Origin of the sequence: Leifsonia sp. fls2-241-R2A-40a (assembly GCF_030209575.1) — a bacterium.
Classification (GTDB): Bacteria; Actinomycetota; Actinomycetes; order Actinomycetales; family Microbacteriaceae; genus Leifsonia.
The window spans coordinates 3,516,701-3,543,696 of record NZ_JARVRS010000001.1 but is presented as its reverse complement, the minus strand read 5'-3'; the positions used below and the strand labels follow the sequence as shown (position 1 = coordinate 3,543,696).

Sequence of the window (26,996 nt, the reverse complement as noted above, 5' to 3'; positions counted from 1 at the left end):
AACGGATTCACAACGAAATGCCGGGAATCGCGGGATAGTCTGGGGGTCTATGAACAGGATCGCCGTTGTCCCTGGATCGTTCGACCCGGTTACCCTCGGGCACCTCGACGTCATCGAGCGTGCCGCCGGTCTCTGGGACGAGGTCCACGTCGTGGTGGTCCACAACCCCGACAAGTCGGCGCTCCTGCCGATCGCGCAGCGGGTCGCCCTGCTGGAGCGGTCGATCGAGGATGCGGGCATCGTCGGCAACATCGTCATCGCCTCGTGGTCGGTCGGGCTGCTCGTCGACTACTGCACCGACGTCGGCGCCCACGTGCTCGTGAAGGGCATCCGCTCGTCCGTCGACGTCACCTACGAGACGCCCATGGCGATCGTCAACCGGCACCTCGCCGACGTCGAGACCGTCTTCCTGCTGCCCAACCCGGCCAATGCGCACGTGTCCAGCTCCCTGGTCCGCCAGGTGTCCGCCCTCGGCGGCGACGTGAGTCCGTACGTCCCGGCGGCCGTTCACGAGTACCTCCAAGACACCTAGCCGGGGAGCCATGAACAGTTACGCGACGCGCCAGCCCACCGAGTCCTCCGTCGCGCCCGAAGAGCAGACGACGGCGGCCGTTCCCCGCATGGACCTGAGCGAACTGCGGCGCGCTGCGGAGCAGATCACCGACAACGTCGAGTCCGTCATCGACGGCAAGCACGAGGCGGTGCAGACCGCGCTCGTGGTCCTGCTCGCCGAGGGGCACCTGCTGATCGAGGATGTTCCGGGCGTCGGCAAGACGATGCTCGCCAAGTCGCTGGCGAAGTCGGTCGACTGCACCGTCAGCCGCATCCAGTTCACCCCCGACCTGCTGCCCAGCGACGTGACCGGTGTCTCCGTCTACAACCAGGCGGAGCGGCGCTTCGAGTTCAAGCCCGGCGCGATCTTCGCGAACATCGTGATCGGAGACGAGATCAACCGCGCCAGCCCGAAGACGCAGTCCGCGCTGCTGGAGTGCATGGAGGAGCGCCAGGTCACCGTCGACGGCTCGACCTATCCGCTTGCCGCTCCGTTCATCGTGGTCGCGACGCAGAACCCGGTCGAGATGGAGGGGACCTACGCGCTGCCCGAGGCGCAGCGCGACCGCTTCATGGCACGGATCGCGATGGGCTACCCGGACGAGGGCTCCGAGTTGGCCATGCTGACCACGCGCGACACCTCGAGCCCGCTCTCGCGCATCCGTCCGGTGGTCTCCTCCGACGACCTGCGGGCGATGATGGTGACCGCGCGGAACGTGTTCGCCTCCACCCCGGTGAAGCAGTACGCCGTCGATCTCGTCCGCGCGACGCGGGAGGACCGCGACCTGCGGCTCGGCGCCAGCCCGCGCGCGACTCTCCAGCTGATCCGCGCGGCGAAGGCCATGGCCGCCCTCGCCGGACGCGACTTCGTGCTCCCGGACGACGTGGATGCGCTCGCGGTCCCGGTGCTCGGCCACCGCCTCCTCCCGACCAGCCGCGCCCTCGGCCACCACCATGAGAGCGCCCCGGTGATCGCCGACATCGTGCGACGGATCGTCGCCTCGACGCCCGTCCCGGTCGGATCCGGAGCCGCGCCGGCCGGAGCTCCCGCGTCCGGCCTGTCGGCCGCAACAGGTCGCTAGCGTGCCCGCCCGCGGCCGCGCCTCGTCCCCGCTGAAGCGGCCGCGCCCGACCGCGCGCGGCTGGACTCTCGGCGGGATCGGCGTGGTCGCCCTGGTCGCATCGGCTCTGCTCGGGCGCACCGACGTGCTGTTCGTCGGCGTCTTCCTGACCGTGCTCCCGCTCGCGGCGATGATCTCGGTGACCGTGGACCGCCCGCGGCTGACGGTGACCCGCAGCTTCCACCCGGACGTGGTGGCGGCACGAGAGCAGGCCACCATCGTTACCACCGTGCGGAACGAGTCGTCGCGTCCCAGCCCGGCGGCCCGCTGGCGCGAGTCGGCCCCGGCCTCCGTGGGCGTGCAGGGCTCCGCTCCGTTCCCGCGGCTGGGCGCGCACCAGGGGGATGGCGCGTTCGGGCGCGACACGGTCGTCCTGCGGCAGGATGTCGTCCCCGAGCGGCGCGGCGCGCATCCGGTCGGCCCGCTGATCGTGAGCCGCGCCGATCCCTTCGGCATCGCGTACGCCGAGTACGCCGTCGGCCAGCCGCGCCAGCTCCTGGTGACCCCGCGCGTCGTGACCCTGTCGCGCGGCGAGTTGGATGTGGCGCACAGCGAGGGCACGGAGCACGAGCTGCTGCGGCACAGCATCCCGAGCGCGGACGAGCTGATCGCGCGCGAGTACCGGCCCGGCGATCCGCTGCGGCGGGTGCACTGGCGCGCGACCGCCCGTCACGACCAGCTCATGGTGCGGCAGGAGGAGCAGCGCAGCAACCCCGAGGCGTGGATGCTGATGGACACGCGCCCGCTCCCGGCGCACACCGAGGAGGCGGACGACGAGTTCGAGACGCTCATCGACCTGGTCGCCTCCATCGGCGTCCACCTGCTCGACGAGGGCTTCGCTGTGAGCGTCGTGGAGACCGGCGACCGCCAGCTGTCGGGCCGGAGCGGCGCCGGACGCACCGGGACCATGGGCGCGACGACGGCGACGTACGACGTGGGCAGCGCCGATCGGATGCTGCTCGCCGACCTCGCAGCGGTGGAGACATCCGCCACCGTCCGCGACGACGCCGTGGCGGAACTCGGAGCGGGGCTCCGCCGGGCCGGCCGCGCCGTACCGGTGTTCGCCGTGCTGACGGGTGCGCCTCCCGCCGAGCTCGGCGCCCTGGCCGCCCTGCGGTCGATGGGCGATCCCGCCGTCGCGTTCGTCGGCGCCTCCCTCCCGGCCGACACGGTCGAGGTGCTGGCCGATGCGGGCTGGCTATGCGTGTCCTTCGCCGCAGGGGACGACCCGGCGGAGTGCTGGCAGCGTGCGCTGCGCCGCCAGCGGGCGGGGGTGGTCTCCCGTGGCGACTGAGTCCCTCGCCTTCGCGCTGCCGCGCGTCGCCTCCCGTCGCCGGACCGGCTACTGGCGGCTGACCGGCGCGATGCTGCTGCAGGTGCTCGCGGTGAGCTACGCGCTGTCCGGTCTCATCCAGGGCTTCGGGTGGTGGTTCGCCCTGGTGGCCACGTCGGCCGCCGTGCTGGTGACCGGCGCAGGGCTGCGCAGCCTCGGCATCCCGCGCGGCGTGGTCTCGCTCCTCCTGCTGCTGGAGTCGGTCGCGATCATGACCGCCGGCTACGGCCGCGGGAGCGGACTGCTCGGGATCATCCCGACGCCCGCCACCATCGCCAGCTGGAGCCAGTACCTCCAGCAGGCCATGCTGTCGATCTACCAGCAGGGCACGCCGGCCGATCCGCTGCCCGAGTTCCTGTTCCTGGTCGTCGGCGGAGGGTGTCTCCTCGCGCTGATCCTCGACACGCTCGCCGTTGCCATCCGTTTGCCCGCCTTCACGGCCATCGGCGTCGCGGCCGTGCTCGTCGTCCCCGCCGCCCTGCTCGGCGACGGACTCGACCCGATCGCCCTGGCCGCGTCCGCTGCCGCCTACCTGTGGCTGCTGCGGAGCGACGTCCGCACCCGGCGCCCGGGAACGCCGCGTCCCGGCGCCGCACTGTCGGTCGGCGCCTCGGCCATCACGATCGCGGTCGTCCTGGCGGGCACGGCCCCCGGCTTCGACCATGGCGGTGCGACCTCCTTCACGGCCGGCGGCATCTCCATCGGCGGCACCGTCACGCCGCTGGTCGACCTCGGCAAGGACCTGCGCCGCCCCGCTGCCGTGCGCGCGCTCACGTACACGACGTCGGCGGCCAGCGGGCAGTATCTCAAGCTGGCCTCGCTCGACCAGTTCACCGGCTCGGTGTGGAAGCACCGGGAGCGGGACACCAAGCGACTCGGCGACGGCACCAAGATCGGGCCGGTCGCGGGCCTCTCGACCGGTGTCAAGACGACGAAGATCACGACGTCCGTCTCGATCGACAACATGACCAGCCGCTGGCTGCCCGCACCGGCCCCGGTCCAGTCGGTCTCGGGGTTGAACGGCACCTGGTCGTGGGATCCGGACGATCTCACCATCGGCGGGATCAACTCCACGACGCAGGGCCAGAAGTACACCGCGACGAGCCTGATGCTGCAGCCGACGGCCGACCAGCTGAAGGCCGCGGGCGGCTTCGTGCCGGTGGATGTGCAGCGCGACCTGTTCCTGCCGCCCAACATGCCGACCATCATCGAGGACACCGCGCTGACGGCCACGAAGGATGCGCTGACCGAGTACGACAAGGCCGTCGCGCTGCAGGATTACTTCCGCGACAACAGCTTCGTGTACTCGACGCAGACCCCGCTGAAGCAAGGCTTCGATGGCGACGGCACCCGCGTGATCGCCCGGTTCCTGGAGGTCAAGAGCGGGTACTGCGTGCACTTCGCCTCGGCGATGGCCCTCATGGCCCGGACGCTCGGCATCCCGTCCCGCGTGGCGGAGGGCTACCTGCCCGGCGCGACCAGCGGCGGCACGGCGAGCAACCCGGGGGAGTACACGGTCACCAGCGACGACTTGCACGCGTGGCCCGAGCTGTACTTCGCGGGCGTCGGCTGGGTGTCGTTCGAGCCGACGGTCGGCCGCGGTACGGTGCCGGACTACACGCGCCCGCAGACCGACGCGGCGGCCCCTCCGCCCACCTCCGCCTCCACCTCGGGTGCCGCGCCGCGCGCTCTCGTCCCGACCGATCCGGCCAACCCGGCCGGCTCCGCGACTCCGACCTCCGGGTCGAGCGCGCAGCCGCTCGCGACCGGCATCGGTGTGGGGCTCCTGGTGGTGGCGGTGCTGCTGCTCCCGGCGGTCTGGCGCAGGATGCGGCGCCGACGACGGCTCCGAGAGCTGAGCGACGAATGGGGCGGCGCGACCCTCGTCTGGGACGAGTTGCGCGACACAGTGCGGGACCTCGGATGGACGGCACCGACCACGGAGACCCCGCGCGTCTTCGCCGGCAGGATCGCCGCCGCCGTTGCCGGCACCCCGGCGGAGCAGTCCGTGATGCGCCTGCTCGGCGAGCTGGAACGCGACGCGTACGGGCCGCCGACACGAAGATGGGCGGGCGGTCTCGCGGACGATCTCGAGGCCGTCGTCTCCGCGCTCGAAGCCCAGGCCGGGCCGGTCCTGCGCGTCAAGGCGTGGCTCATTCCTGTGTCCTTGCTGCCAGCGGGCTGGCCCTCCGCCGCACGACCCCGGACAGCCGCGTAAAATAGTCGCTCGTGACCACCAAGAACTCCCCGTACGCCGTGAACGTGTACGACCTCATCCGCCATCCCGGCGCCATGCGCGAGCAGCGCATCAGCCTGCCCGTGACGGAGAAGCTGGGCGAAGGTCTGATCAGCGTCCCCGAGGGCGAGACCATCGATCTCGACCTCCGGCTCGAGTCGATGCACGAGGGAATCCTCGTCACCGCCGAGGCCGACACGAGCGCCGTCGGCGTCTGCGGACGCTGCCTGATCGACATCGAGCAGCCTGTCCAAGTCGATTTCCAAGAACTTTTCGCGTATCCTTCTGAGGAAGCTTTCGATCATGAGGTTCACGACGACCACGTGGATCTTGAACCTCTGATCAGGGATGCGGTGGTGCTGTCACTGCCGTTCCAGCCGGTGTGCCGGCCGGACTGCCCGGGTCTCGACACCGAGACCGGGGAGAGGCTGGCGGATGTACCGGACCGTGAGCCTGCGCAGATCGTCGATCCGCGCTGGTCTGCGCTCGCGGCTTTCCAGGCTTCCGACACCACCGAATCCGAGAACACTTCGACCGAGGCCGAGCCCACCGGCTCAGCAGCGCCCCGACCGAGCAGAGAAGAGAGATAGTCATGGCCGTTCCGAAGCGGAAGCAGTCGCGAGCCAACACCCACGCACGTCGTTCGCAGTGGAAGGCCGAGGTCCCCACGCTCGTCAAGACCATCGAGAACGGCAAGGTCACCTACAGCCTGCCGCACCGTGCGAAGGTCGTCGAAGACAGCGCGGGCACCGCCCTCTTCCTCGAGTACAAGGGCCGCAAGGTCGCCGACGTCTGATCACCACACGGTGAAGACAGTGGTCGGAGAGAATCCTGACCGCACTGCACTTCTCGAGAAGCTCGGGGTCGTCATCGACCCCGAGCTTCTCGAGCTTGCGCTGACGCATCGCTCGTACGCGTACGAACACGGCGGCATCCCCAACAACGAGCGCCTCGAGTTCCTCGGCGACTCCATCCTGGGGCAGGCGGTGACGGTCAAACTGTTCCGCGAGAATCCGAACCTCGACGAGGGCGAGCTCGCCAAGCGACGCGCCAGCCTGGTCAGTTCGGTCGCGCTTGCCGAGGTCGCGCGCGGCATCGGCCTGGGGGAGTACCTCCTGCTGGGCCGCGGCGAGAACCAGAGCGGCGGGCGCGAGAAGGCGTCCATCCTGGCCGACACGGTCGAAGCGCTGATCGGCGCCACCTATCTCGATCAGGGCGGCGACGCCGCGACCGCGCTCGTCCTGCGGCTGATCGATCCGCTGCTCGACGACCCGGAGCGCTTCGGGGCCGCGATGGATCCGAAGACGAGCCTGCAGGAGGCCGCCGCGCACCGCGGCGCCGGTCTGCCGGTCTACACGGTGACCAACACGGGCCCGGACCACTCCAAGACCTTCCACGCCACCGTCGAGGTCGGCGGCCTCGTCACCGCCTCCGGCGAAGGGACGAGCAAGAAGCAGGCCGAGATGGCCGCGGCGCTCAGCGCCTGGACGGAACTGACGAGACGACGTGCCCGAGCTTCCCGAGGTTGAGGTCGTCCGCGCCGGTCTCGCCCCCGCGGTGACCGGAGCGACCATCCTCGGCGTCGAAGTCTTCGAGCCGCGCTCGCTCAAACGGCACGACCCGCTCGCCGGCGCCTTCGAGACGCTGCTGACCGGCCGGGTCATGGAGGGGCCGGTCCGGCGCGGCAAGTTCCTGTGGATCCCGCTCGCGGGCTCGCCCCGGCGGGCGATCGTCGCGCACCTCGGGATGAGCGGCCAGATCCTGCTGCGCGAGCCGGGGACGGTGGAGGCGGGGCTGCTCCGTATCCGGCTGCACATCGAGCATCCCGAACACGGCGAGCTGTGGGTCCACTTCGTCGATCAGCGCATCTTCGGCTCGATGGCGGTGGATGCGCTGGTGCCGACGGCCGACGGCGCGCACGGCGGACTCGGAACCGACGAGCCGCTCATCCCGACCCAGGTCGGTCATATCGCACGCGACCCGCTCGACCCGGCGTTCGACGACGCCGGCTTCGCCGCGGCTCTCGCCCGCAAGAACACCGGCATCAAGCGCGCTCTGCTCGACCAGACGCTGATCAGCGGGATCGGCAACATCTACGCCGACGAGGCGCTGTGGGCTGCGCGCATCCACTACGCCCAGCCGGCGAACTCGCTCAGCCGAGCGAAGGTCCGCACGCTGCTGTCGGAGGTGCGCCACGTGCTGGAGAAGGCACTGGCCGAGGGCGGCACGAGCTTCGACGCGCAGTACGTCAACGTGAACGGCGCCTCCGGCTACTTCTCGCACAGCCTCAACGCCTACGGCCGCCAGGGCGAACCGTGCCCGCGCTGCGGCACCCCGATCGTGCGCGAGCAGTTCATGAACCGCGGCTCCCACCTCTGCCCGCACTGCCAGCGCCTTCGCGCGCCTGCCGCCAGGCCGCTTCCTCCCCAGGCGTAGCGAAACGGAGGACATTCCTCTCAGATCCGGGGCCGTCTCCTCCGTTTCCCCTCGCCACGCCGTGCTGGGCGCGTCGATTCCTCCGTTTCCGCCGCGTGTCAGGGCCGGGGTGCCGGGGGAGGGCGTCGGACTCAGTCCAGCGTCTTCTGCCAGTGCCCGGTCAGCGCGTGCGGACGGAAGCCGAATGCGCGGTTGATCGCCAGCATCGGGTCGTTCTCGTCCGCGTTCCAGGTCAGGATGCGGCGGATGTGCGGCGCGCGCCGCCCCAGCTCCTGGATGTTGCGCAGCTTGACCGCCGTACCGAGCCGGTGCCCGCGATGGGCGCGCGCCACCAGCGTGTCGTACTGCTCCGCCTTGGTGCCGTCCGCGGGAACGGCGAGCTCCGTGTACGCCGCGATCTCGCCGGTCTGTTCGTGCACCGCCGCCGTCACCAGCAGCGGCTCGCCGCGTGCGACGAGCGTGCGCTCCTGCGAGCGGACCCGCTCGCCGTCCCAGTCCTCGGGGTCGACCGCGATGCCGCTCTGCGGGATGTCGGTCGCCATCCGCGCTTTCATCGACGCGAACTTCTCGAGCAGGTCGTCCGGGGCGGCGCCCCACCACGACACCAGGCGGAAGTGGCTGAGCGGCATCGTCAGGCCCGCTTCGCGCTCCGGCGGGAGCGGGAGGTGCAGCTCGCTCGACCGCTCGATCTGCCCGAGCGTGTAGTCGTGGCGCAGCGCGAACCGGACCTCGCGAGCGTCCGCCGGCAGCCCCGCCGAGCCGGCCGACGCGCGCACCAGCCGGTCGGCGCCCTCCAGCGTCCGTACCGGATGCTCGGTGTACGTCGAGATCACCCGGCGCCCGCCCTCCGCCGCGAGCTCCTCGCCCTTCTGCAGCAGCGCGGAGCCGATGCCGCGACCGCGCAGCGCGGGCACGACATCCACCAGCAGGGACACGGTCTCGGAGTCCTCCTCGAGCGGGAAGATCGCCTCGACACGCCCGACGATCGCGCCCTCCTCGACGGCGACGAACACCACCCGCTCCGTGTACTCCTGATCACGGTAGGAGGCGAGCGCCTGCTCTGCCGTTTCGACGAAGTCGTCGTCGCCCCAGAGGTCGACCACGATGCCGTTCAGCACCCCGACGAGCTCCTCGAAGGCAGCTGACTCGCGGGTGCCGAGCGCATCCGGGACGGGCAGTCGCATCACATGCATCCCAGCACCTCCTCGAGCCGGTCGGGCGGAGGTTCAGCCTATCCAGCGGCGCGCAGCGGTGTGAAGCCGCCGACACGGTTTCGTTTCAATCGTGTAAATCTGCGTTTGGATCGTGGTTGCAAAACGTTGCGAGCCCTGTATTCTCAGCACACATATTCGTGGCACGAACCGGCGAAAATGGCGAGTTCGTGACGGATTAACGTCGAGAGGCAGAAGATGCTACGAAAGAAAGTCACTATCGGTGCGGCTGTTGCAGCGTCAGTCGCACTGCTCCTGGCTGGATGTGCTAACCAGCCGTCCACAGGAGGTTCCACCAACGGGAACTCGTCCAAGGTGGACATCCCGGCGATCACGTCGGTCGATGTCCCCAAGAGCGCGGTGCTCCCCGCAGGCGATGGGAAGGCGACCTGTCCTGCAGGCCTGACCATCGGCTACGTCGGCGCGGAGACCGGCCCGAACGCACAGCTCGGTATCAACATCTACAACGGCATCCAGCTGGCCATCGACCAGCACAACCAGTCCAACAAGGGCTGCCAGGTCGCCTTCAAGAAGTTCGACACCGAGGGTGACCCGAACAAGGCCACCGGCCCGGTCACGCAGGCCGTCAACGAGACCGACATCGTCGGCGTCGTCGGCCTCCCGTTCTCGGGTGAGTCGAAGGCCACCGGCAACATCTTCGAGCAGCAGGGCCTCGTGCACATCACCCCGTCGGCCACCAACCCGGGCCTGACGCAGAACGGCTGGAAGACCTTCTTCCGCGGTCTCGGCAACGACGCCGTGCAGGGTCCGGCCGCTGCCAAGTTCCTCACGGGCAAGCTGGAGGCCAAGAAGGTCTACCTGGTCCAGGACGACTCCGACTACGGCATCGGCCTCGGCACCCAGACCTCGAAGGCGCTCGGCGACGCGCTCGTCGGCACCGACAAGGTGACCACCGGCCAGAAGGACTTCTCCGCGGTGATCTCCAAGATCATCAACAAGAAGCCGGACGCGGTCTACTACGCGGGCTACTACGCCGAGGGCGCTCCGTTCGACCAGCAGCTGGTCAACAAGGGCTACAAGGGCACGTTCGTCGCTCCTGACGGCGTGAAGGACGACCAGTTCATCAAGCTGGCCGGCGACGCGTCCAGCAACGCGTACTTCACCTGCCCCTGCATCCCGGGTGAGCTCATCCCCGACTTCGAGTCGGCCTACAAGAAGCTCGCAAGCGCCGAGCCGGGCACGTACTCGATCGAGGGCTACGACGCCGCCACGGTCCTCCTCGCCGGAATCGACAAGGGCAAGACGTCCCGCGCCGACCTCCTCGCCTGGGTCAAGGACTACGACGCGGACGGCCTGAGCAAGCACTACAAGTGGGACTCCACGGGTGAGCTCCAGGCCCCCGCCGTCTACGGCTACAAGGTCGACAACGGCAAGATCGTGCCGATCGGCACCATCGGCTGAGGCGACACCTGAAGGGTGCCGCGGGCCCCGTCGGCCCGCGGCACCCTCTCATTTCGGCTACGCTCGCTTTGCCTGCCGGATCGACGGTGATCCGGCACTGAACCCTGGATGCTCGAATGCTCGAAACCCTCGTCCTCCATCCCGCCCTCGACAGTTCCTGGATCAACTTCGACGTCAACTCGCTGGTCCAGAACTTCTGGAGCGCCACCTTTGACGGACTCACCTTCGGCGCCGTCTACGGTCTGATCGCCGTCGGTTACACGCTCGTCTACGGCGTTCTGAACCTGATCAACTTCGCCCACTCCGAGGTCTTCATCGTCGGCGCCTATGGCGTCGTCGTCACCCTCACCACACTCGGCTTCGGACCGAGCGCCCCCAACCTCAGCCCCGCCGCGATCATCGGCGACCTCTTATTGGCGCTCATCGTCGGCATGCTGGCCTCGGCCGTCACCGCGTGGATCCTGGAGCGCGTCGCGTACCGCCCGCTGCGGAAACGCAACGCACCACGCCTCGTGTTCCTCATCACGGCGATCGGTGCCTCGTTCACCATCCAGTACCTGATCTTCCTGATCCGGGGCGCGAACGCGGAGCCGGCGGTGACCATGTTCATCCCGCAGCCGATCTTCGACGTCTTCGGGACGATCGTGAACAGCCAGCAGCTGATCATCGTGATCGCCTCCGTCCTTCTCATGGTCGGAACCGACTGGTTCATCCGCCGCACGCGCACCGGCCGCGGGATCCGCGCGGTCGCGCAGGACCCGGACACCGCGACCCTCATGGGTGTGAACAAGGAGCGGATCATCCAGATCACGTTCATCACCGGCGGTATCCTCGCCGGCGCCGCCGCCCTCTTCTACGTGATGCTCGTCCCCTCGGGCGTCATCTACAACGGCGGCTTCATCCTCGGCGTCAAGGCGTTCGCCGCGGCGGTCCTCGGCGGCATCGGCAACGTGCGCGGCGCCCTCCTCGGAGGTCTGCTGCTCGGCGTGATCGGCAACTACGGCCAGATCCTGCTCGGTGACTCGCAGTGGACCGACGTCGTCGCCTTCGTCGTCCTCGTCCTGGTGCTGCTCATCAAGCCGAGCGGCATTCTCGGCACCTCGCTCGGAAGGAGCCGCGCATGAGCATGACCGAAGGTCCCCGGGTCCTCCCCGACGGCCGCGAGGAGCAGGCGGTCGACGCCCTGGAGGCGTCGCGCGGCAAGCGCTCCAACGGCCCGTTCCAGCAGCTTCGCGACCGCTGGAACAACCTGCCCCGCCAGGTGCAGTGGGCGTGGCTGCTCATCGTGGTAGTCATCGCGTACGCCCTGCCGTACCTGAACTTCTTCCCGCTCAGCACCGCGCCGGGCAACGACTGGGCGCTGGCCTGCTTCTCGATGGCGGTCTACGCGCTCATCGCGGTCGGCCTGAACGTCGTGGTCGGCTACGCCGGCCTCCTCGACCTCGGCTACGTCGCGTTCTTCGCGGTCGGGTCGTACACCGCGGCCATGCTCACGAGCCCCGACTCGCCGTTCGTCAAGATCCCGTACCTGTGGACGATCCCGGTCGCCATCGCGGTGACCATGACGTTCGGCATCATCCTGGGCGTGCCGACGCTCCGCCTCCGCGGCGACTACCTGGCGATCGTGACCCTCGGCTTCGGAGAGATCGTGCGCATCCTCGCCACGATCATCCCCGCGATGAAGGGTCAGGTCGGCTTCCAGAACGTCGGCCACCCGCCGGGCACGAACGCCGACGGCATCCCGATCTTCTCCAATTCCAACGGTGTGCCCTGGTACTGGCTGACCGTGACGGTGATCATCGTCATCCTGCTGCTCGTCGGCAACCTGGAGCGCAGCCGCGTGGGCCGCGCCTGGGTCGCGATCCGCGAGGACGAGGACGCCGCCGAGATCATGGGCGTTCCCACCTTCAAGTACAAGGTGTGGGCGTTCGCGATCGGCGCCGGCGTCGGCGGCCTCTCCGGGGCGCTGTTCGCCGGCCAGGTGGGCTTCGTCAACAACCAGAAGTTCGACGTGCAGACCTCGATCCTGTTCCTCGCCGCCGTCGTGCTCGGCGGCGCGGGCAACAAGGTCGGTGCGATGCTCGGCGGTGCGATCGTGGCGTACATCCCGCTGCGCTTCACCGTGATCGCCGACTACAAGTACCTGATCTTCGGCATCGCCCTCGTGCTCATCATGATCTTCCGCTCGCAGGGCCTGTTCCCGGCGCGGCAGAAGCTGCTCGCGTACGGCAGGCACGCCTACCGGATGGTCGCCGATGCGGCCAAGGGACGGCCCAGGACACAGACCGGAGCGACGCCCGTCGTCGACTCCGGATCGCTCGACGGAGACGGCTCGAAGGGAGGCGCACGATGACGGATTCACGATTCACGGTTCCTGAGGAGGAGCCGGTCCTCGGCGCGAACGAGGACGAGCTGGAGGCCGCGGGCGTCGACCTGACGGTCGCCGAGGCGGCAGCGCCCGACCGCGAGATCGCGGTCGAGGTCGGCCAGAACATCGTCGAGGTGCGCAACCTGACGGTGAAGTTCGGCGGCCTCACGGCCCTCGACGACGTCACCTTCGACATCAAGCGGGGAGAGATCCTCGGCCTGATCGGTCCGAACGGCGCAGGTAAGACCACCTGCTTCAACGCCATGACCGGCGTCTACAAGCCGACCAGCGGCGATGTCCAGCTGGAGGGCCAGACGATCAAGGGCCGCAAGCAGCACCAGATCACGCGGATGGGCCTGTCGCGCACGTTCCAGAACATCCGCCTGTTCGGCGAGATGACCGCCCTGGAGAACGTGGTGGTCGGCCTGGATGCACGGCACCGAACCTCCGTGCCCGGAGCGCTGCTGCGCCTCCCGCGGCACACGCGTGAGGAGAAGTCGTCGATCGAGCGCGGCATGGCCCTGCTCGAGTTCGTCGGCATCGCCGATCACGCGGGATCGCTGTCGCGGTCGCTGCCGTACGGTTACCAGCGCCGCCTGGAGATCGCGCGCGCACTGGCGACCGACCCGAAGGTGCTCTGCCTGGATGAGCCGGCCGCCGGCTTCAACCCGGCGGAGAAGGAGGAGCTCATGGAGCTCATCCGCACCATCCGGGCCGACGGGTACACCGTGCTGCTGATCGAACACGACATGAAGCTGGTCATGGGTGTGACCGACCGGATCGTCGTGCTGGAATTCGGGCGCAAGATCGCCGACGCCACCCCGGAAGAGATCCGGAACGACCCGCGCGTGATCGCCGCCTACCTCGGGGAGCCCGAAGATGACGTTGCTTGAGCTCAAGAACATCAGTGTGTCCTACGGCCGCATCGAGGCCATCCACGACATGTCGTTCTCCGTGGAGGAGGGCGAGATCGTCAGCCTCATCGGGGCGAACGGCGCCGGCAAGTCCACGACCATGAAGACGATCTCGGGCATCCTCAACCCGTCGAAGGGGTCCATCCTCTTCGACGGCGAGGACATCACCAAGATGAAGGCGCACATCCGTGTCATCCGAGGCATCTCGCAGGCGCCGGAAGGCCGGGGGATCTTCCCCGGGATGACGGTGCTGGAGAACCTCGACATGGGGGCGTTCGGCCGCAAGGACCGCTCGAAGATGGGCGAGGACTTCGAGCGCGTGTTCGCGCTGTTCCCGCGTCTCGCCGAGCGCAAGACGCAGGTCGGCGGCACGATGTCCGGCGGCGAGCAGCAGATGCTCGCCATCGGCCGCGCGCTCATGTCGAGCCCGCGACTGCTGCTGCTGGACGAGCCGTCGATGGGTCTCGCGCCCCAGTTCATCCGCCAGATCTTCAGCATCGTCACGGAGATCAACAAGCAGGGCACCACCGTCCTGCTGGTGGAGCAGAACGCCAACCAGGCGCTGGCCCGCGCACATCGGGCCTTCGTGTTGGAGACCGGGAGCATCACACACGCCGGCACCGGCCGTGAACTGCTGGCCGACCCCGCCATCAAGGAGGCGTACCTCGGCGTCGCCTGACGCCTCCTCCACCACCACCTCCGGAAGGGAGGGGTCTCGGGGCATTCCAGCCCCAGACTCCTCCCTTTCCTGCGTCCCGGCGGAGTGTCGTCACGACACTCCTCCCGTTCCGACAACCAGGCGAGTGCGGCGCTCCGGCGCGGCCACGGCCTGATCGTCGGGTAAATTCGCCTGCGTGTACTTGAAGAGTCTGACGCTGAAGGGCTTCAAGTCGTTCGCTCAGCCGACGACTTTCGCCTTCGAGCCGGGCGTCACCTGCGTCGTCGGGCCCAACGGGTCCGGCAAGTCGAACGTGGTCGACGCGCTCGCGTGGGTGATGGGCGAGCAGGGCGCCAAGACGCTCCGCGGCGGCAAGATGGAGGACGTCATCTTCGCCGGCACCGCGACCCGGGGTCCTCTGGGGCGCGCCGAGGTGCTGCTGACCATCGACAACTCCGACGGCGCGCTGCCGATCGAGTACTCCGAGGTGACCATCTCGCGCACGCTGTTCCGCAACGGCGGAAGCGAGTACGCGATCAACGGCCAGTCCTGCCGGCTGCTGGATGTGCAGGAGCTGCTGAGCGACTCCGGCCTCGGCCGCGAGATGCACGTCATCGTCGGTCAGGGCCAGCTCGACGCGGTGCTCCATGCCAGTCCGGAGGATCGCCGCGGCTTCATCGAGGAGGCCGCGGGCATCCTGAAGCATCGCCGCCGCAAGGAGAAGACCCTCCGCAAGCTGGAGGCGATGCAGACCAACCTGACCCGGCTCAGCGACCTGGCAGGCGAGGTACGGCGCCAGCTGAAGCCGCTCGGCCACCAGGCCGAGATCGCCCGCGAAGCGCAGACGATCGCGGCTGTCGTGCGGGATGCGCGGGCGCGCCTGCTCGCCGGCGAGGTCGTTACCCTGCGCCGGACTCTCGACCACCATGGGCGAACGGAGTCGGAGCGCCATAGCGAGCAGATCGTGCTGCAGGAGCAGCTCGAGCAGAAGCAGCTGCGCCGCACCCGCCTGGAGCAGGCGCAGAGCGGCGACGCCGTGGACTCCGCCCGCAGCACCGCCTTCGCGCTCGAGTCGGTGCAGGAGCGGCTCCGCAGCCTCTACACGCTGGCGAACCAGCGTGTCGCCCTGCTCGGCGCCCAAGGCGACGCGCCCGACACGGGCCCCAGCGTGACCCCGCAGAACGTGCGGGACGCTCACGACGAGGTCGAGCGGCTTCGCGCTGTGGTCTCCGAGGCGGAGGCCACATGGATGGCGGCGCAGGCAGCCACCCGCAGCGCGCGCGGCCGGCTGGATGCGGTGGACGAGGAGATCGCGGCGCAGAGCGCGCTCGTCTCGCGCCACGACCTCGAGATCTCCAAGCTCAACGGCCAGGCGGAGGCGGCGGCGCAGCGGCTGGCCGCGGTCCGCGGAGAAGTCCTGCGCCAGCAGAACGCGCTCGACGCCGCGACGGAACGCCGCGAACGTGCGCGCGCCGACTTCGCAGCGCGAGAGGCCGAGGCAGCCACGGCAGACGTCGGCGAAGGCGACCTCGACGAGGCGTACGAGGTCGCACAGGCGACCGTGTTCGAGGCGGAGGGCGAGATCGAGCGGCTCCGAGAGGAGTTGCACACGCTCGAGCGGGAGCGGGACGCCCTCGCAGCGCGCACCAGCGCCCTCTCGCGCGCGCTCGACCAGAAGGACGGCTCCGCCGCGCTCGTGGCCGCACGCCTCGACGGCGTCCGCGGCCTGGTCGCCGAGCACATCCGCGTGCATCCCGGCTTCGAGGCGGCGATCGCCGCCGCTCTCGGTACGCTCGCCGACGCCGTGCTCGCCGACGACCGCGACTCGGCCGTCGCCGCCGTGACGCACGCCGCCGCCGACGACCTGGGTCGTGTCGAGGTCGTGATCGGAGACGCGCCCGCCGCATCCGTCGACCTCACCGGTGTCGCGGGCGTCGTGCCCGCCGACACGGTCGTGGAGGCGCCGGACGGTGTGCGCGGAATCCTCGCCTTCACCGCGGTCGCGGACGACCTGGAGGCCGCCCAGCGCGCCTTCGACGCCTTCGCCGCTCGTCGGCTCGGCGCCCCGGTGACCATCATCACGCGCGGGGGAGACGTGCTCAGCGAGCACGTCCTCCGGGGCGGATCGGGAGCCAAGCAGAGCCGGATCGAACTGATCGCCGACCGGGACGCCGCGCAGGAGCGGCTCACCGAGGTCACGTCTCTGATCGACCGCGCGAAGTTCGCCCTCGCGGAGCAGCGCGGCGTGCTGCAGGTCGCCAAGGAGCAGTCGCAGGCCGCACTGGCCACGCTGCGCGAATTCGACGCCAAACTCGCCGCCCAGACCGAGCAGGTCAATCGTCTGAAGGTGCAGCTTGAGGCCTCGCAGGCGGAGTTCGACCGCCTCAGCCGATCCCTCGAGCAGGCCGCCGAACGCGTCGCAGAGGCGGAGCAGGCGGCGGATCGGGCGAAGGCGGAGCTGGAGGCGGCGCGCTCGCGTCCCCGTCCCATCCTGGATGTCAGCGCCCGCGACACCCTGTCGGCGGAGCTGGATGCGGCGCGTGAGGCAGAGGTCGAGGCCCGGCTGGCCGTGGAGACCGCCAAGGAGCGGGTGCGTGCCGAGCAGGCGCGCGGCGAGGCGCTCGCGCGGCGGCTGGAGGCGGAACGAGCCGCCGCCGAGGAGGCCGCCCGGCGCGCGGTGATCCGGCGCCGTCAGCTCGACTCCGCCGAGAGCGTCATCAGCGCCCTGCCCGCCGTGCTCGATTCCGTGGACCGCTCCGTCGCGCAGGCGCGGCTGGAGCTGGCGACCGCCGAAGCCCAGCGCGCCAGCCAGAACGAAGAGCTCGCCACGCTGCGCCGCGACGAGAACGCTGTGCGCGAGCGGCTCCAGGCGATCACCGAATCGGTGCACGGCCTCGAGCTGCAGATCTACGAGAAGAAGCTGCACCTCTCCAGCCTGCTGGAGCGGGCGGGCAGCGAGCTGGGTCTGGTCGAGGACGTCCTGGTCGCCGAGTACGGGCCGGAGGTGCCGGTGCCGGTGGATATGGCGCGCGGCGACACCTCAGAGGAGGCGACGGCAGACGACGAAACCACCGAACCCGAGACCGTCCCGTTCTCCCGTGAGCAGCAGCAGAAGCGGCTCGCGTCAGCCGAACGCAAGCTCGCGCAGCTCGGCCGGGTGAACCCGCTGGCGCTTGAGGAGTTCGCCGCGCTGGAGCAGCGGCACAAGTTCCTCACCGAGCAGCTGACGGACCTGACCAACACGCGCAAAGACCTGCTCACCATCATCGAGGACATCGACGAGCGGATGCAGACCATCTTCGAGTCGGCGTTCGCCGACACCGAGGCGGCTTTCACGCGCGTGTTCCCGATCCTCTTCCCCGGCGGCCAGGGGAGCATCAGCCTGACGAATCCGGACGACCTGCTGACCACGGGGATCGAGGTGTCCGTCAAGCCGGCCGGCAAGAAGATCGAGCGCCTGTCGCTGCTCTCCGGCGGGGAGCGGTCGCTCGCTGCGGTCGCGCTGCTGATCGCGATCTTCAAGGCGCGCCCCAGCCCGTTCTACATCATGGACGAGGTGGAGGCGGCCCTGGACGACGCCAACCTCGGACGGCTCCTGACGATCTTCGAGGACCTCCGCGAGAGCAGCCAGCTCATCGTCATCACGCACCAGAAGCGCACCATGGAGATCGCGGACGCGCTCTACGGTGTCTCGATGCGCCAGGACGGCGTGTCCGCGGTCGTCGGCCAGCGCGTCGCGCAGGAGCGCGAGCGGGAGCCCGAGCCGGTGCACGAGCAGGAGCGGGCGAGCTGATCCGCCGAGTGGTGACATCCTGTCGCCACTCGATCCGGATACGAGCATCGGCTCACGGCTCGATGGCGGCGATCTTGTCCTCGAGACCGGCGAGCCGCTCCTGCGCGCGGGATTCGCACTCGGTGGCGAGCAGCGCGATCCCGGTCACGGCAGCCGGGCTGAGGTCCCGTCCGGCCGTCCTCTCGCGCAGGTAGCGCGCCAGCAGGACGAGGTCGCGGTGATCGCCGAGCGCATCCTGGATCGCTTCCGCCGCCGCGGCGCTCCGTACTGCGTCGCGCCCGAGGTCGTCCACCACCGCCTCGGCCGCGTAGCGCAGCCGTCGTGCGGCTTTGCGGGCCTCGTGCCGTTCCTCCAGGCTGTACCCCGCCGCGCCGCGCACCCGGTCCGCCGCCTTCGCGAGTCCCTTCCGTGCGACGCGCCGCGGATGGGTTCGCCCGGCCTTCGCCAGCGGCGGGTCGGCCGCGAAGCGCTGCAGGTCGGCCATCAGCTCCCTGTGGGCCCGTCCGCTCAGGTGCCGCAGCAGAGCGGCGTGCGCCTTCTCGTAGTCCTGTCGCGCCTCCGCCACGAGCGCCTCGACCGCATCGATCACGTCGGGCGGGGAGTCCGCTTCCAGCAGGTCGTCCAGATCCCGCGCGCGCACCTCCAGGTCGCGCACGGCTCCGAGCCGGCCGCCGAGGCGCTTCAGCCGGTCCCGCATGCTGCGCCGCGCATCCCGCTCGAACGCCGTGCGGTACACGCTCAGGATGCTGCGCAGCCGCCGCACCCGCGTCCGTGCCTGGTGCACCGCGTCGTCCCCGCCCATCTCGATCGCGACGAGCTGTTCGGCGAGCTCCGCCGAGACGCCCACGAGTGCGTACATGAGCACACCGTACAACCGCCACTAGTCTGAATGTCATGGCTGACCGCACCCCCTGGTCTCTGTCGGGCGCCCTCCGCGGGCTGTTCGCGAAGAAGACCATCGACGACGACACCTGGGACGACCTCGAGACGGCGCTCATCACGGCCGACTTCGGCCCGGACGTCACCGAGGCGGTGATCGACGACCTCCGCGCGAAGGTCGAGCGCTACCACACCACCGACCCGGCCGACCTGCAGCGGATGCTGCGCGAGACGATGGAGGAGCGGCTCTCCAAGCTCGACACCACGCTCAAGCTGAGCGACCGTCCGGCGATCGTGCTGGTCGTCGGAGTGAACGGCGTCGGAAAGACGACCACGATCGGCAAGTTCGCGAAGTTCCTGCGCACCTACGACCGCTCCGTCGTCGTCGGTGCTGCGGACACCTTCCGCGCCGCGGCCGTCGAGCAGCTGGCCACCTGGGCGGAGCGCGCGGGAGCCGAGATCGTGCGTCCGCAGCAGCAGGGCCAGGACCCGGCCTCCGTCGCGTTCCAGACCGTCGAGAAGGCCAAGCGCGACGGCACCGAGATCGTCATCATCGACACCGCCGGCCGCCTGCAGACCAAGGGTGGCTTGATGGACGAGCTGTCGAAGATCAAGCGCGTGGTCGAGAAGCAGGCGCCGATCGCGGAGGTCCTGCTCGTGCTCGACGCCACGACGGGGCAGAACGGGCTGGCGCAGGCCGAGGCGTTCCTGGAGCACGCCGGGGTCACGGGTCTCGTGCTGACCAAGCTCGACGGCTCGGCCAAGGGCGGTTTCGTGCTGGCGGTGCAGGAGCGGACGGGCATCCCGATCAAGCTCGTCGGCCAGGGCGAGGGGATCAACGACCTCACCGGTTTCACTCCGCACGTCTTCGCGCAGCAGCTGGTGGGATAAGGTCACGCCATGGCGATCGAGCACGACTTCTTCGGCCTCGTCGACGAGACGGCGAGCGGCGGACTGGCCTGGGACGACACGGTCGAGCTGGGGGAGCAGACCGTGGACGTCGAACTGCTGGCGGACGACGAGAGCCGGGTTCCGGAGTTCGCTCTGGATTCCGCCGCGGCGCTCATCCAGGCGCTCGAGGGTTTCGACGCCCGCGCCCGTGACGCTCTGATCGCCGAGCTGAGTTCCCGCCAGTCGGCGACCACCAGCTACATCGACGAGCACGTCGAGAAGCTCGGCGACAGCCTGGTCGATCTGCTCGTCTACAACTCGGGCGATATCGCGATCGACGTGCTTCGGTCGCTGCAGCTGCTGAGCGTCGTCATCCAGGCGGACCACTCCGACGAGGACGAGGTCTTCGCGACGTTCGACTACTCGATCGCCCCGGACGAGACGGATGCGCTGCTGACGGTCGCGTTCGATGTGCGCGGCGACGTGGTCTCGGTCGAGACCTCGGCTGACTGATCGACGCTCGCGGCGTTCAGCCAACGTCGCCCGGTAAGATATATAGATCATGGCTACTTTCGGCACCCTGTCCGACCGTCTTGCGGACACCTTCAAGAATCTGCGCACCAAGGGCAAGCTGTCGCCGGCCGACGTCGACGGTACTGTCCGTGAGATCCGCCGCGCGCTGCTCGATGCCGACGTGGCGCTCCCCGTGGTCAAGGACTTCACGGCGAAGGTGCGCGAGCGCGCGCTGAGCGACGAGGTCAACAAGGCCCTCAACCCGGCGCAGCAGGTCGTGCAGATCGTCAACGAGGAGCTCGTGGGCATCCTGGGCGGCCAGCAGCGCCGTCTGCAGTTCGCGAAGCGCCCGCCGACGGTCATCATGCTCGCCGGCCTCCAGGGCGCCGGCAAGACGACCCTCGCGGGCAAGCTCGGCAAGTGGCTGGTGAAGGACGGGCACACTCCGCTCCTCGTCGCCGCCGACCTCCAGCGCCCGAACGCCGTGCAGCAGCTCCAGATCGTCGGCGACCAGGCCGGCGTCCCCGTCTATGCGCCCGAGCCCGGCAACGGCGTCGGCAACCCGGTGCGTGTCGCGAAGGATGCGCTGAAGTTCGCCGAGACCAAGCAGTACGACACCGTGGTCATCGACACCGCGGGCCGTCTCGGTGTCGACGCCGAGCTCATGAAGCAGGCCGCCGACATCCGGAAGGCGACCGATCCCGACGAGGTTCTTTTCGTCATCGACGCGATGATCGGTCAGGACGCTGTGGCGACCGCCAAGGCGTTCCAGGACGGCGTCGACTTCACCGGCGTCGTGCTCTCCAAGCTCGACGGCGACGCCCGCGGTGGCGCAGCGCTCTCGGTGGCCTCGGTCACCGGCCGACCCATCATCTTCGCGTCCACCGGCGAGAACCTGGACGACTTCGAGCCGTTCCACCCCGACCGCATGGCGTCCCGCATCCTCGACCTGGGTGACATCCTCACCCTCATCGAGCAGGCGCAGCAGGCCTTCGACGAGGAGGAGGCGCGTGCGGTCGCCGAGAAGTTCGCGACCGACAGCTTCACGCTCGACGACTTCCTGAAGCAGATGCAGCAGCTGCGCAACATGGGCTCCATCAAGAAGATGATGGGGATGCTGCCCGGCGCCGGGCAGATGAAGCAGCAGCTCGACAACTTCGACGAGCGCGAGATCGTGCGCACCGAAGCCATCATCCAGTCGATGACGAAGGCCGAGCGGACGAATCCCAAGCTCCTCAACGGTTCCCGCCGGCTCCGCATCGCGAAGGGCTCCGGCTCGACCGTGACCGAGGTGAACCAGCTCGTGAATCGCTTCGAGCAGGCCGCCAAGATGATGAAGACCGTCGCGAAGGGCGGAGTGCCGAACGTTCCCGGCATGGGCCCGATCCCCGGCGCTTCGTATGCCGGCCGCGGCAAGCAGCAGAAGAACAAGAAGAAGGGCTCGCGCTCGGGCAACCCGGCGCGTCGTGCAGCGGAGAACGCCGCGCTGGCGGCGGGCGTCACGCCCGGTGGCGGCTCGACGCCGAGCGGCAGCGGCTTCGGCCTCGGCGGCGCAGCCCCGCAGGGCGCACAGGCGGGAGGCCCCTCCGAGGAGGAGCTGGCCTCTCTGCAGAAGTTCCTGGGCCGCTAAGCCTCAAGCGAGAGCTAAAGCGCCAGGTTCAGCGGCCGGAGCTTCGACTCGATCGTCCGCGCCACGAGCCTCTGCCCGGCGGCGTTCGGGTGGATGCCGTCCGGCTGCAGCAGCTCCTGGTGTCCGACGAGCGGGAAGCCGATGTCGAGCCACGTCCCGTCGACGTCGCGCACGGCGTCTCCGACGATCTCGTCCACGTGCGTCATCGTCGCGGGCGGCTGATCGGAGCCCCAGATGCCGGTGACGCCGACGATCGTGGCGTCCGGGAACTTCTCCCGCAGTTCGCGGAGCATCCGGTCGGCGTTGGCGGTGACCGCGGCAGGCTCCTGGTCGCGGTCGTTCCGCGTCGCCGCGAGGAGGATGACCTCGGGGTGGAGGCGGAGTGCCGCATCCACCTGCTGCCGGTAGGTCGAGCCGTTCCAGCCCGGCTTGACGAAGCCGGAGCCGGACACAGCCAGGTCGGTGAGGTGCCAGCCGTGCGCGGCGGAGACGAGGGCGGGCCAAGCCTCTGCCGGCGTCACGCCCTTGCCGAAGGCGATGGAGTCGCCGATCGCGACCGCGTCCAGGGTGCCGGTGCTGCCTTGCCGGATCGCGCCCGCTGCGGGGGCGGCGATGGTCGTCGACTGCGCGGCGACGGGCCGAGCCGTCGGCGTCGCGGAGCAGCCGGCCAGGGCGAGGAGGGCGACCGTCACGGCCGCAGGCGCGAGCAGGGGGAGTCGGGTGCTCAGTGGGCGCGAGCGGCGTCGGGTGAGGGTGCGCACGGGAGTGACGTTAGAGGGTCGAACCTGCGAGAAAGCTGTGTTCGACTCCCGGGCGTGTCGATGGAGTGGTACGCCCCGCCCGTCAGGCCTTGGCGAGGTCCGCGGCGATGACCCGGGAGATCCTGTCCGCCAGGAGCTTCTGCCCCTGCACGGTCGGGTGCACGTGGTCCGCCAGCACGAGTTCCGGGTGGCCCGTGAACGGCTGGCCGAGCTCGACCCACGACCCGCCGACCGAGAGCACGGCGGCCTTCACGGTCTGCGAGATGACGGGGATCTGCGCGGGAGTCGCATCCGACCCCCAGAGGGCGCTGACGCCGATGATCTTCGCTTTCGGGAGCGCCGCACGGAGCCGCTGGAGGGCGGCCGTCGCCGCCTGCTTCAGGGTCGCGGTCGGGGCGAAGACGTCGTTGCGGGTGGCGCCGACGATCACGACGTCCGGATGCACGCGGATGACCGCGCTCACCTGGTCGTCGAAGATGTGGGTGTTGAGTCCCTTCGCCGTGAAGCCGGCGGCGCTCTCGCCGAAGTCGCTCAGCGTCCAGCCGAAGCGCTGGGCCACCAGGAGCGGCCAGGCGTCCTCCGCCGGCACGCCGTTGCCGATGGCGATGGAGTCGCCGATGGCCGCGGCCGTCACGGAATGCTGCGAACTGGTCGGCGTCGGTACCGGGGTCGAGGTCGTCGAGAACGGGTTCCCGGCTGCGGCTGTGCAGCCGACCAGCGATACGGAGACCAGGGCAGCGATCAGAAGGGCAAGGGGCGAGCGTCGGGCCGTCACTGCATCAACTGTAGTCGTCGCTCGGGGATGCCCTGTCACAGGCCGAGCTTCGCCTCGGCGACGGCCGCGATCGCTTGCTGGCCGGGAAGGGTGGGGTGCTCGTCGTCGTCCTGCACCAGTCCGGCGCGACCGCGATACGGCTGCCCCAGGTCGAGCCAGGTCCCGCCGACGTCCAGCACCGCCTGCCGGAGGCTCGCGTCGACCGCGGCCAGATCGTCGTCGCTCGCCTGACCGGAGAGCGCGTTGAACCCGACGATCTGCGCATCCGGGAGTTCGCTGCTCAGCCGGACGATGGACTTCTGCATCGCCGCGGTCACCTCGTCCGCATCGTCTCCCAGGTCGTTGTCGGACGCGCCGATCAGAACCAGCTGAGCCTTGCCGGCGATCGCCGTGTCCACCTGGGCGGAGAAATCGTTCCCGTCGGAGCCCTGGGCGACGAACCCGGCGCCGGGCACGCTGAGGTTGCTCAGGCGCCAGCCCTGCTTCGCCGCGACCAAGGCAGGCCACGCCTCGGACGGCTCGAGCCCGAGACCGGACTCGATCGAGTCACCGATCACGGCCACCCGCTCGCCGGACGCGGACGACGACCCGACGGCAGCGGGACTGCCCGCATCGGATGCGGCGTTCGCAGTCGCGCACCCCGACAGTGCCGCGAGGGCCAGCAGAGCGGCCGTCATCGCGGTCGCCGCAGCGGCGAGGGGGCGTCGTGCGAGCATGCCCACACGGTACGCGCGGTCCCTATGGATCGGCTCAGCGCGTATCCGGTGCGCAGTGGGAGTCAGCGCGCGTCAGCGGGCGAGACCGCTGCGCAGCTCGTGCGTCAGCGAGCTCACGACGGCCTGCAGGCTGCCGCCGTTCGCCTCCGCCACTGCCAGCTGGCGCTGGTAGCTGGCGCCCGTCTCCAGGATGGTCAGGACCGTCGCGAGCTCGTCGACGCATCCCAGCCGCTCCGCCTCGGGCTGCAGGTCGTCCACCAGCTCGCGGAGCGAGTCGGAGACGAGCCGCTCGCTCCCGTCCGGCGCGACGATGATCTCCGCATCCAGGCCATAGCGGGCGGCGCGCCACTTGTTCTCGCGCACGAACCACGGTTGCAGGGTGACGGGCTCGACGCCCTCGTCCAGCCGACCGGACATCCGGTCGGTCAGGCAGTGGATGAGCGCCGCGACCGCGCCGACCTCGTCCGGCGTGGAGAGGCCGTCGCAGGCGCGCATCTCGACCGTGCCCCATTTCGGCGAGGGGCGGATGTCCCAGCGCACCTCGGAGTGGTCCTCGACGACGCCCGTGGTGACGAGATCCTGCACGTACTCCTCGTAGTTCGCCCAGGTGCCGAACTGCCACGGCAGCCCCGCGGTCGGCAGCTGCTGGAACATGAGGGCACGATTCGACGCGTAGCCCGTGCGCGCACCCGCCCAGAACGGGCTGGATGCGCTCAGCGCCTGCAGGTGCGGGTAGTAGGACAGCAGTCCGTTGACGATCGGGAGGGCCTTGTCGACCGAGTCGATCCCCACGTGCACGTGGACGCCCCAGATCATCATCTGCCGGCCCCACCACTGCGTGCGGTCGAGCAGCCGGTCGTAGCGCTCATTCGGCGTGACCTTCTGGTCGAACCACTGGGCGAAGGGATGCGTCCCCGCGCACATGAGCTCGACGCCCAGCGGGTCGGTGACACCGCGGACGAGCCCGATCAGCTCCTGCAGGTCGGTGATGGCGGCAGGGACCGTCTTGTGGACCCGGCTGACCAGCTCCACCGTGTTCAGCAGCAGCTCGTGGGTGATCTGCGGATGCTCTTCGCCGTCGGCCGTGCCGAGCTCGCGGAGCACCTCATCGGCGATCTGCACCAGATCTCCGGTGGAGCCGTCGACCAGGGCGATCTCCCACTCGATGCCGACGGTGGAGCGCTCGGACTCCGAGAATTCGATCTGCATGCGGTCGTCCCGTCCATCCGATTGTTCAAAGCGGCGCAATGTCTGACAGAATAGCTAGTTGAGTTCACCGTGCCCGACCCTCTATCCGGCACGTGGGACGAACATTAGACCTCCTGCCGAGTGTGCCCCCACGCCCACGGCAGTCAGTTCGACACATCTCATCCACTCAAACAGGAGAATCGTGGCTGTCAAAATCCGTCTGAAGCGCCTGGGCAAGATCCGCGCTCCGTACTACCGCATCGTCGTCGCCGACTCGCGCACCAAGCGCGATGGTCGCGTGATCGAGGAGATCGGTCTGTACCACCCGACCGAGGAGCCCTCGCGCATCGAGGTCGACTCCGACCGCGCGCAGTACTGGCTCAGCGTCGGCGCCCAGCCGACCGAGCAGGTCACCGCGCTGCTGAAGCTCACGGGCGACTGGGGCCGCTTCAAAGGCGACAAGAACGCTGTCAGCACCGTCAAGGTCGCCGAGGGCAAGGCGGAGTTCGTCGCCGACGAGAAGAAGAAGCCGGTCCTCAAGCCGAAGGCCGACAAGACTGCTGCCGTCTCCGCTGAGGCGGAGGCCGTCGTCGAGGCCGAGGTCGAGCGCGAGGAGGCCGCCGAGGCCAACGTCGTCGCCGAGGCCGAGGCCATCGCGGATGACGCTTCGGACGAGAAGGCCTGACGTCTTGCTCGCACCCGCGCTCACGCACCTGGTCAAGGGGATCGTCGATCACCCTGACGACGTCCACGTCGTGGCCAAGAGCTCCCCGCGTGGCGAGGTCCTCGAGATTCGCGTGAATCCCGAGGACCTCGGCCGGGTGATCGGCCGTTCCGGCCGCACGGCCAAGGCTCTCCGCACGCTGGTGGCCGCACTGGCCGACGGCCGGCGCGTCCGCGTCGACGTCGTCGACGACTGAGGTGGCCGACCACAAACTGCCTCGCAAGGAGGTCGCCCCCCGGCCCGATCAGACCGAGCTGCGGGTGGGGCGCCTTACGAAGGCGCATGGCCTCAAGGGCGCGCTGAAGATCGAGCTGTACACGGACGAGCCGGAGAAGCGGTTCGTCCCGGGTGCGGTCTTCACCCTTCAGGTGCCGACGTCATCCAAGTGGCACGGCAAGACACTCGAGCTCAACGAGCTGCGCTGGTACAACGGTCACGCCGTCGGCTTCTTCGCCGGCGTCGATGACCGCACCGAGGCCGAGACGCTCGTCAAGGCCATCCTCTGGGTCAGCCAGGACGTCAAAGAGCTGCCCGACGAGGACGACGCCTGGTACGACCACCAGTTGGTGGGTCTGGATGCGCTCCGCGACGGCGTGTCCGTCGGGCGCGTTGCGCGCGTCGATCACCTGCCCGCGCAGGATCTGCTCGCGATCGCGACCCCGGCCGGCGAAGTGCTCGTCCCCTTCGTCAAGGCCATCGTCCCGGAGGTCGACGTGACGGCCGGAACGGTGACGCTGACGCCGCCCGCGGGCCTCTTCGAGGAGCTTCCGGACGACGATCCAGAGTCGGCTGACGACAGCGGCTCCGAAGACGAGACAACCGAATAACTAGAAGAGGGCGACCCACAGGGTCGCCCTCTTCCTTTTCGGTGCCAC

26 protein-coding genes are annotated in these 26,996 nt (G+C 69.5%); 20 read left to right on the top strand and 6 right to left on the bottom strand.

The features are described 5' to 3' along the window. Positions 1-49 precede the first annotated feature (49 nt). The 8 genes from coaD to mutM are packed head-to-tail and all read left to right on the top strand — an operon-like array spanning position 50 to position 7,678. Positions 50-532 (top strand): pantetheine-phosphate adenylyltransferase, encoded by a 483-nt coding sequence (gene coaD / locus QRN40_RS17465; protein WP_285117200.1) that lies wholly within the window; start codon positions 50-52, stop codon positions 530-532. A 10-nt stretch (positions 533-542) separates the two neighbouring features. After that, positions 543-1,634, top strand: a complete 1,092-nt coding sequence (locus QRN40_RS17460; protein WP_285117198.1) for an AAA family ATPase — start codon at positions 543-545, stop codon at positions 1,632-1,634. A 1-nt stretch (position 1,635) separates the two neighbouring features. Continuing rightward, complete coding sequence (locus tag QRN40_RS17455; RefSeq protein ID WP_285117195.1) at positions 1,636-2,967, top strand: DUF58 domain-containing protein; 1,332 nt, start codon at positions 1,636-1,638, stop codon at positions 2,965-2,967. Next, positions 2,957-5,224 (top strand): transglutaminase TgpA family protein, encoded by a 2,268-nt coding sequence (locus tag QRN40_RS17450; RefSeq protein WP_285117194.1) that lies wholly within the window; start codon positions 2,957-2,959, stop codon positions 5,222-5,224. The genes QRN40_RS17455 and QRN40_RS17450 overlap by 11 nt, the downstream gene beginning before the upstream one ends. Positions 5,225-5,235: 11 nt before the next feature. After that, entirely contained in the window at positions 5,236-5,832 is a 597-nt protein-coding gene (locus QRN40_RS17445; protein ID WP_285117193.1) for a YceD family protein, read from the top strand. Positions 5,833-5,834: 2 nt separating this feature from the next. Then, entirely contained in the window at positions 5,835-6,038 is a 204-nt protein-coding gene (rpmF, locus tag QRN40_RS17440; RefSeq protein ID WP_018190667.1) for a 50S ribosomal protein L32, read from the top strand. A gap of 19 nt (positions 6,039-6,057) precedes the next feature. After that, entirely contained in the window at positions 6,058-6,771 is a 714-nt protein-coding gene (gene rnc / locus QRN40_RS17435) for a ribonuclease III (RefSeq protein ID WP_285117522.1), read from the top strand. Continuing rightward, positions 6,749-7,678: a bifunctional DNA-formamidopyrimidine glycosylase/DNA-(apurinic or apyrimidinic site) lyase gene (gene mutM, locus QRN40_RS17430; RefSeq protein WP_285117192.1), complete on the top strand. Its 930-nt coding sequence runs from the start codon at positions 6,749-6,751 to the stop codon at positions 7,676-7,678. The genes rnc and mutM overlap by 23 nt, the downstream gene beginning before the upstream one ends. 131 nt (positions 7,679-7,809) lie before the next feature. Here mutM and QRN40_RS17425 read toward each other — a convergent pair whose 3' ends face one another. Further along, positions 7,810-8,871 carry a GNAT family N-acetyltransferase gene (locus tag QRN40_RS17425; RefSeq protein ID WP_285117190.1) on the bottom strand — a complete coding sequence of 354 codons (1,062 nt, stop codon included), beginning with the start codon at positions 8,869-8,871 and terminating at the stop codon, positions 7,810-7,812. Positions 8,872-9,204: 333 nt separating this feature from the next. Between QRN40_RS17425 and QRN40_RS17420 the strand changes: the two genes are divergently transcribed. From QRN40_RS17420 to smc, 6 genes are all read left to right on the top strand, one after another. After that, complete coding sequence (locus tag QRN40_RS17420; protein WP_285117188.1) at positions 9,205-10,311, top strand: branched-chain amino acid ABC transporter substrate-binding protein; 1,107 nt, start codon at positions 9,205-9,207, stop codon at positions 10,309-10,311. Positions 10,312-10,427: 116 nt separating this feature from the next. Next, positions 10,428-11,435: a branched-chain amino acid ABC transporter permease gene (locus tag QRN40_RS17415; protein WP_285117187.1), complete on the top strand. Its 1,008-nt coding sequence runs from the start codon at positions 10,428-10,430 to the stop codon at positions 11,433-11,435. Then, on the top strand, positions 11,432-12,664 hold the full coding sequence (locus QRN40_RS17410; RefSeq protein ID WP_285117186.1) for a branched-chain amino acid ABC transporter permease: 1,233 nt from the start codon (positions 11,432-11,434) through the stop codon (positions 12,662-12,664). The genes QRN40_RS17415 and QRN40_RS17410 overlap by 4 nt, the downstream gene beginning before the upstream one ends. Next, the gene (locus QRN40_RS17405; protein ID WP_285117185.1) at positions 12,661-13,572 is read left to right on the top strand and encodes an ABC transporter ATP-binding protein; all 912 of its coding nucleotides are present in this window, start codon (positions 12,661-12,663) and stop codon (positions 13,570-13,572) included. Before QRN40_RS17410 ends, QRN40_RS17405 begins: the two co-directional genes overlap by 4 nt. Beyond that, positions 13,559-14,272, top strand: a complete 714-nt coding sequence (locus tag QRN40_RS17400) for an ABC transporter ATP-binding protein (RefSeq protein ID WP_285117184.1) — start codon at positions 13,559-13,561, stop codon at positions 14,270-14,272. Before QRN40_RS17405 ends, QRN40_RS17400 begins: the two co-directional genes overlap by 14 nt. A gap of 175 nt (positions 14,273-14,447) precedes the next feature. Beyond that, positions 14,448-18,044: a chromosome segregation protein SMC gene (gene smc, locus QRN40_RS17395; RefSeq protein ID WP_285117183.1), complete on the top strand. Its 3,597-nt coding sequence runs from the start codon at positions 14,448-14,450 to the stop codon at positions 18,042-18,044. 52 nt (positions 18,045-18,096) lie between these two features. Here smc and QRN40_RS17390 read toward each other — a convergent pair whose 3' ends face one another. Then, positions 18,097-18,903: a CHAD domain-containing protein gene (locus tag QRN40_RS17390; RefSeq protein WP_285117182.1), complete on the bottom strand. Its 807-nt coding sequence runs from the start codon at positions 18,901-18,903 to the stop codon at positions 18,097-18,099. A gap of 35 nt (positions 18,904-18,938) precedes the next feature. Here QRN40_RS17390 and ftsY point away from each other — a divergent pair, with 35 nt between their 5' ends. The 3 genes from ftsY to ffh are packed head-to-tail and all read left to right on the top strand — an operon-like array spanning position 18,939 to position 21,957. Continuing rightward, positions 18,939-19,814, top strand: coding sequence for a signal recognition particle-docking protein FtsY (gene ftsY, locus QRN40_RS17385; RefSeq protein ID WP_018190678.1), 876 nt, complete (start codon positions 18,939-18,941; stop codon positions 19,812-19,814). Between the two features lie 9 nt (positions 19,815-19,823). Next, positions 19,824-20,327 (top strand): DUF2004 domain-containing protein, encoded by a 504-nt coding sequence (locus QRN40_RS17380; protein ID WP_285117178.1) that lies wholly within the window; start codon positions 19,824-19,826, stop codon positions 20,325-20,327. Positions 20,328-20,376: 49 nt separating this feature from the next. Next, positions 20,377-21,957: a signal recognition particle protein gene (gene ffh, locus QRN40_RS17375; RefSeq protein WP_285117177.1), complete on the top strand. Its 1,581-nt coding sequence runs from the start codon at positions 20,377-20,379 to the stop codon at positions 21,955-21,957. A 14-nt stretch (positions 21,958-21,971) separates the two neighbouring features. On the opposite strand, the gene QRN40_RS17370 is transcribed toward ffh, so the two are convergent. From QRN40_RS17370 to QRN40_RS17355, 4 genes are all read right to left on the bottom strand, one after another. Next, a complete protein-coding gene (locus QRN40_RS17370) occupies positions 21,972-22,718 on the bottom strand; it encodes an SGNH/GDSL hydrolase family protein (protein ID WP_285117176.1) in 747 nt (248 codons plus the stop codon). Between the two features lie 82 nt (positions 22,719-22,800). Further along, positions 22,801-23,493: an SGNH/GDSL hydrolase family protein gene (locus QRN40_RS17365; RefSeq protein ID WP_285117175.1), complete on the bottom strand. Its 693-nt coding sequence runs from the start codon at positions 23,491-23,493 to the stop codon at positions 22,801-22,803. Positions 23,494-23,528: 35 nt separating this feature from the next. Beyond that, positions 23,529-24,209, bottom strand: coding sequence for an SGNH/GDSL hydrolase family protein (locus tag QRN40_RS17360; RefSeq protein ID WP_285117174.1), 681 nt, complete (start codon positions 24,207-24,209; stop codon positions 23,529-23,531). 72 nt (positions 24,210-24,281) lie between these two features. Continuing rightward, positions 24,282-25,418, bottom strand: coding sequence for a glutamate--cysteine ligase (locus QRN40_RS17355; protein ID WP_285117173.1), 1,137 nt, complete (start codon positions 25,416-25,418; stop codon positions 24,282-24,284). A 181-nt stretch (positions 25,419-25,599) separates the two neighbouring features. On the opposite strand from QRN40_RS17355, the gene rpsP reads away from it, so the two are divergent. From rpsP to rimM, 3 genes are read left to right on the top strand one after another with little or no spacing between them, the layout of a single operon-like run. Continuing rightward, complete coding sequence (gene rpsP, locus QRN40_RS17350; RefSeq protein ID WP_285117172.1) at positions 25,600-26,082, top strand: 30S ribosomal protein S16; 483 nt, start codon at positions 25,600-25,602, stop codon at positions 26,080-26,082. A gap of 4 nt (positions 26,083-26,086) precedes the next feature. Next, positions 26,087-26,317: an RNA-binding protein gene (locus QRN40_RS17345; protein ID WP_090042196.1), complete on the top strand. Its 231-nt coding sequence runs from the start codon at positions 26,087-26,089 to the stop codon at positions 26,315-26,317. A gap of 1 nt (position 26,318) precedes the next feature. Further along, a complete protein-coding gene (gene rimM, locus QRN40_RS17340) occupies positions 26,319-26,948 on the top strand; it encodes a ribosome maturation factor RimM (protein ID WP_285117169.1) in 630 nt (209 codons plus the stop codon). The last annotated feature ends 48 nt before the right edge of the window (positions 26,949-26,996 follow it).

Bases quoted from the DNA above. Each gene is read 5' to 3' on its own strand.
- QRN40_RS17405 (WP_285117185.1), top strand. From the start codon at position 12,661: ATGACGGATTCACGATTCACGGTTCCTGAGGAGGAGCCGGTCCTCGGC.
- rpmF (WP_018190667.1), top strand. From the start codon at position 5,835: ATGGCCGTTCCGAAGCGGAAGCAGTCGCGAGCCAACACCCACGCACGT.
- coaD (WP_285117200.1), top strand. From the start codon at position 50: ATGAACAGGATCGCCGTTGTCCCTGGATCGTTCGACCCGGTTACCCTC.
- ffh (WP_285117177.1), top strand. From the start codon at position 20,377: ATGGCTACTTTCGGCACCCTGTCCGACCGTCTTGCGGACACCTTCAAG.
- ftsY (WP_018190678.1), top strand. From the start codon at position 18,939: ATGGCTGACCGCACCCCCTGGTCTCTGTCGGGCGCCCTCCGCGGGCTG.
- QRN40_RS17360 (WP_285117174.1), bottom strand. From the start codon at position 24,209: ATGCTCGCACGACGCCCCCTCGCCGCTGCGGCGACCGCGATGACGGCC.
- QRN40_RS17425 (WP_285117190.1), bottom strand. From the start codon at position 8,871: ATGCATGTGATGCGACTGCCCGTCCCGGATGCGCTCGGCACCCGCGAG.
- QRN40_RS17460 (WP_285117198.1), top strand. From the start codon at position 543: ATGAACAGTTACGCGACGCGCCAGCCCACCGAGTCCTCCGTCGCGCCC.
- QRN40_RS17415 (WP_285117187.1), top strand. From the start codon at position 10,428: ATGCTCGAAACCCTCGTCCTCCATCCCGCCCTCGACAGTTCCTGGATC.
- QRN40_RS17355 (WP_285117173.1), bottom strand. From the start codon at position 25,418: ATGCAGATCGAATTCTCGGAGTCCGAGCGCTCCACCGTCGGCATCGAG.
- QRN40_RS17390 (WP_285117182.1), bottom strand. From the start codon at position 18,903: ATGTACGCACTCGTGGGCGTCTCGGCGGAGCTCGCCGAACAGCTCGTC.
- QRN40_RS17380 (WP_285117178.1), top strand. From the start codon at position 19,824: ATGGCGATCGAGCACGACTTCTTCGGCCTCGTCGACGAGACGGCGAGC.
- QRN40_RS17410 (WP_285117186.1), top strand. From the start codon at position 11,432: ATGAGCATGACCGAAGGTCCCCGGGTCCTCCCCGACGGCCGCGAGGAG.
- QRN40_RS17400 (WP_285117184.1), top strand. From the start codon at position 13,559: ATGACGTTGCTTGAGCTCAAGAACATCAGTGTGTCCTACGGCCGCATC.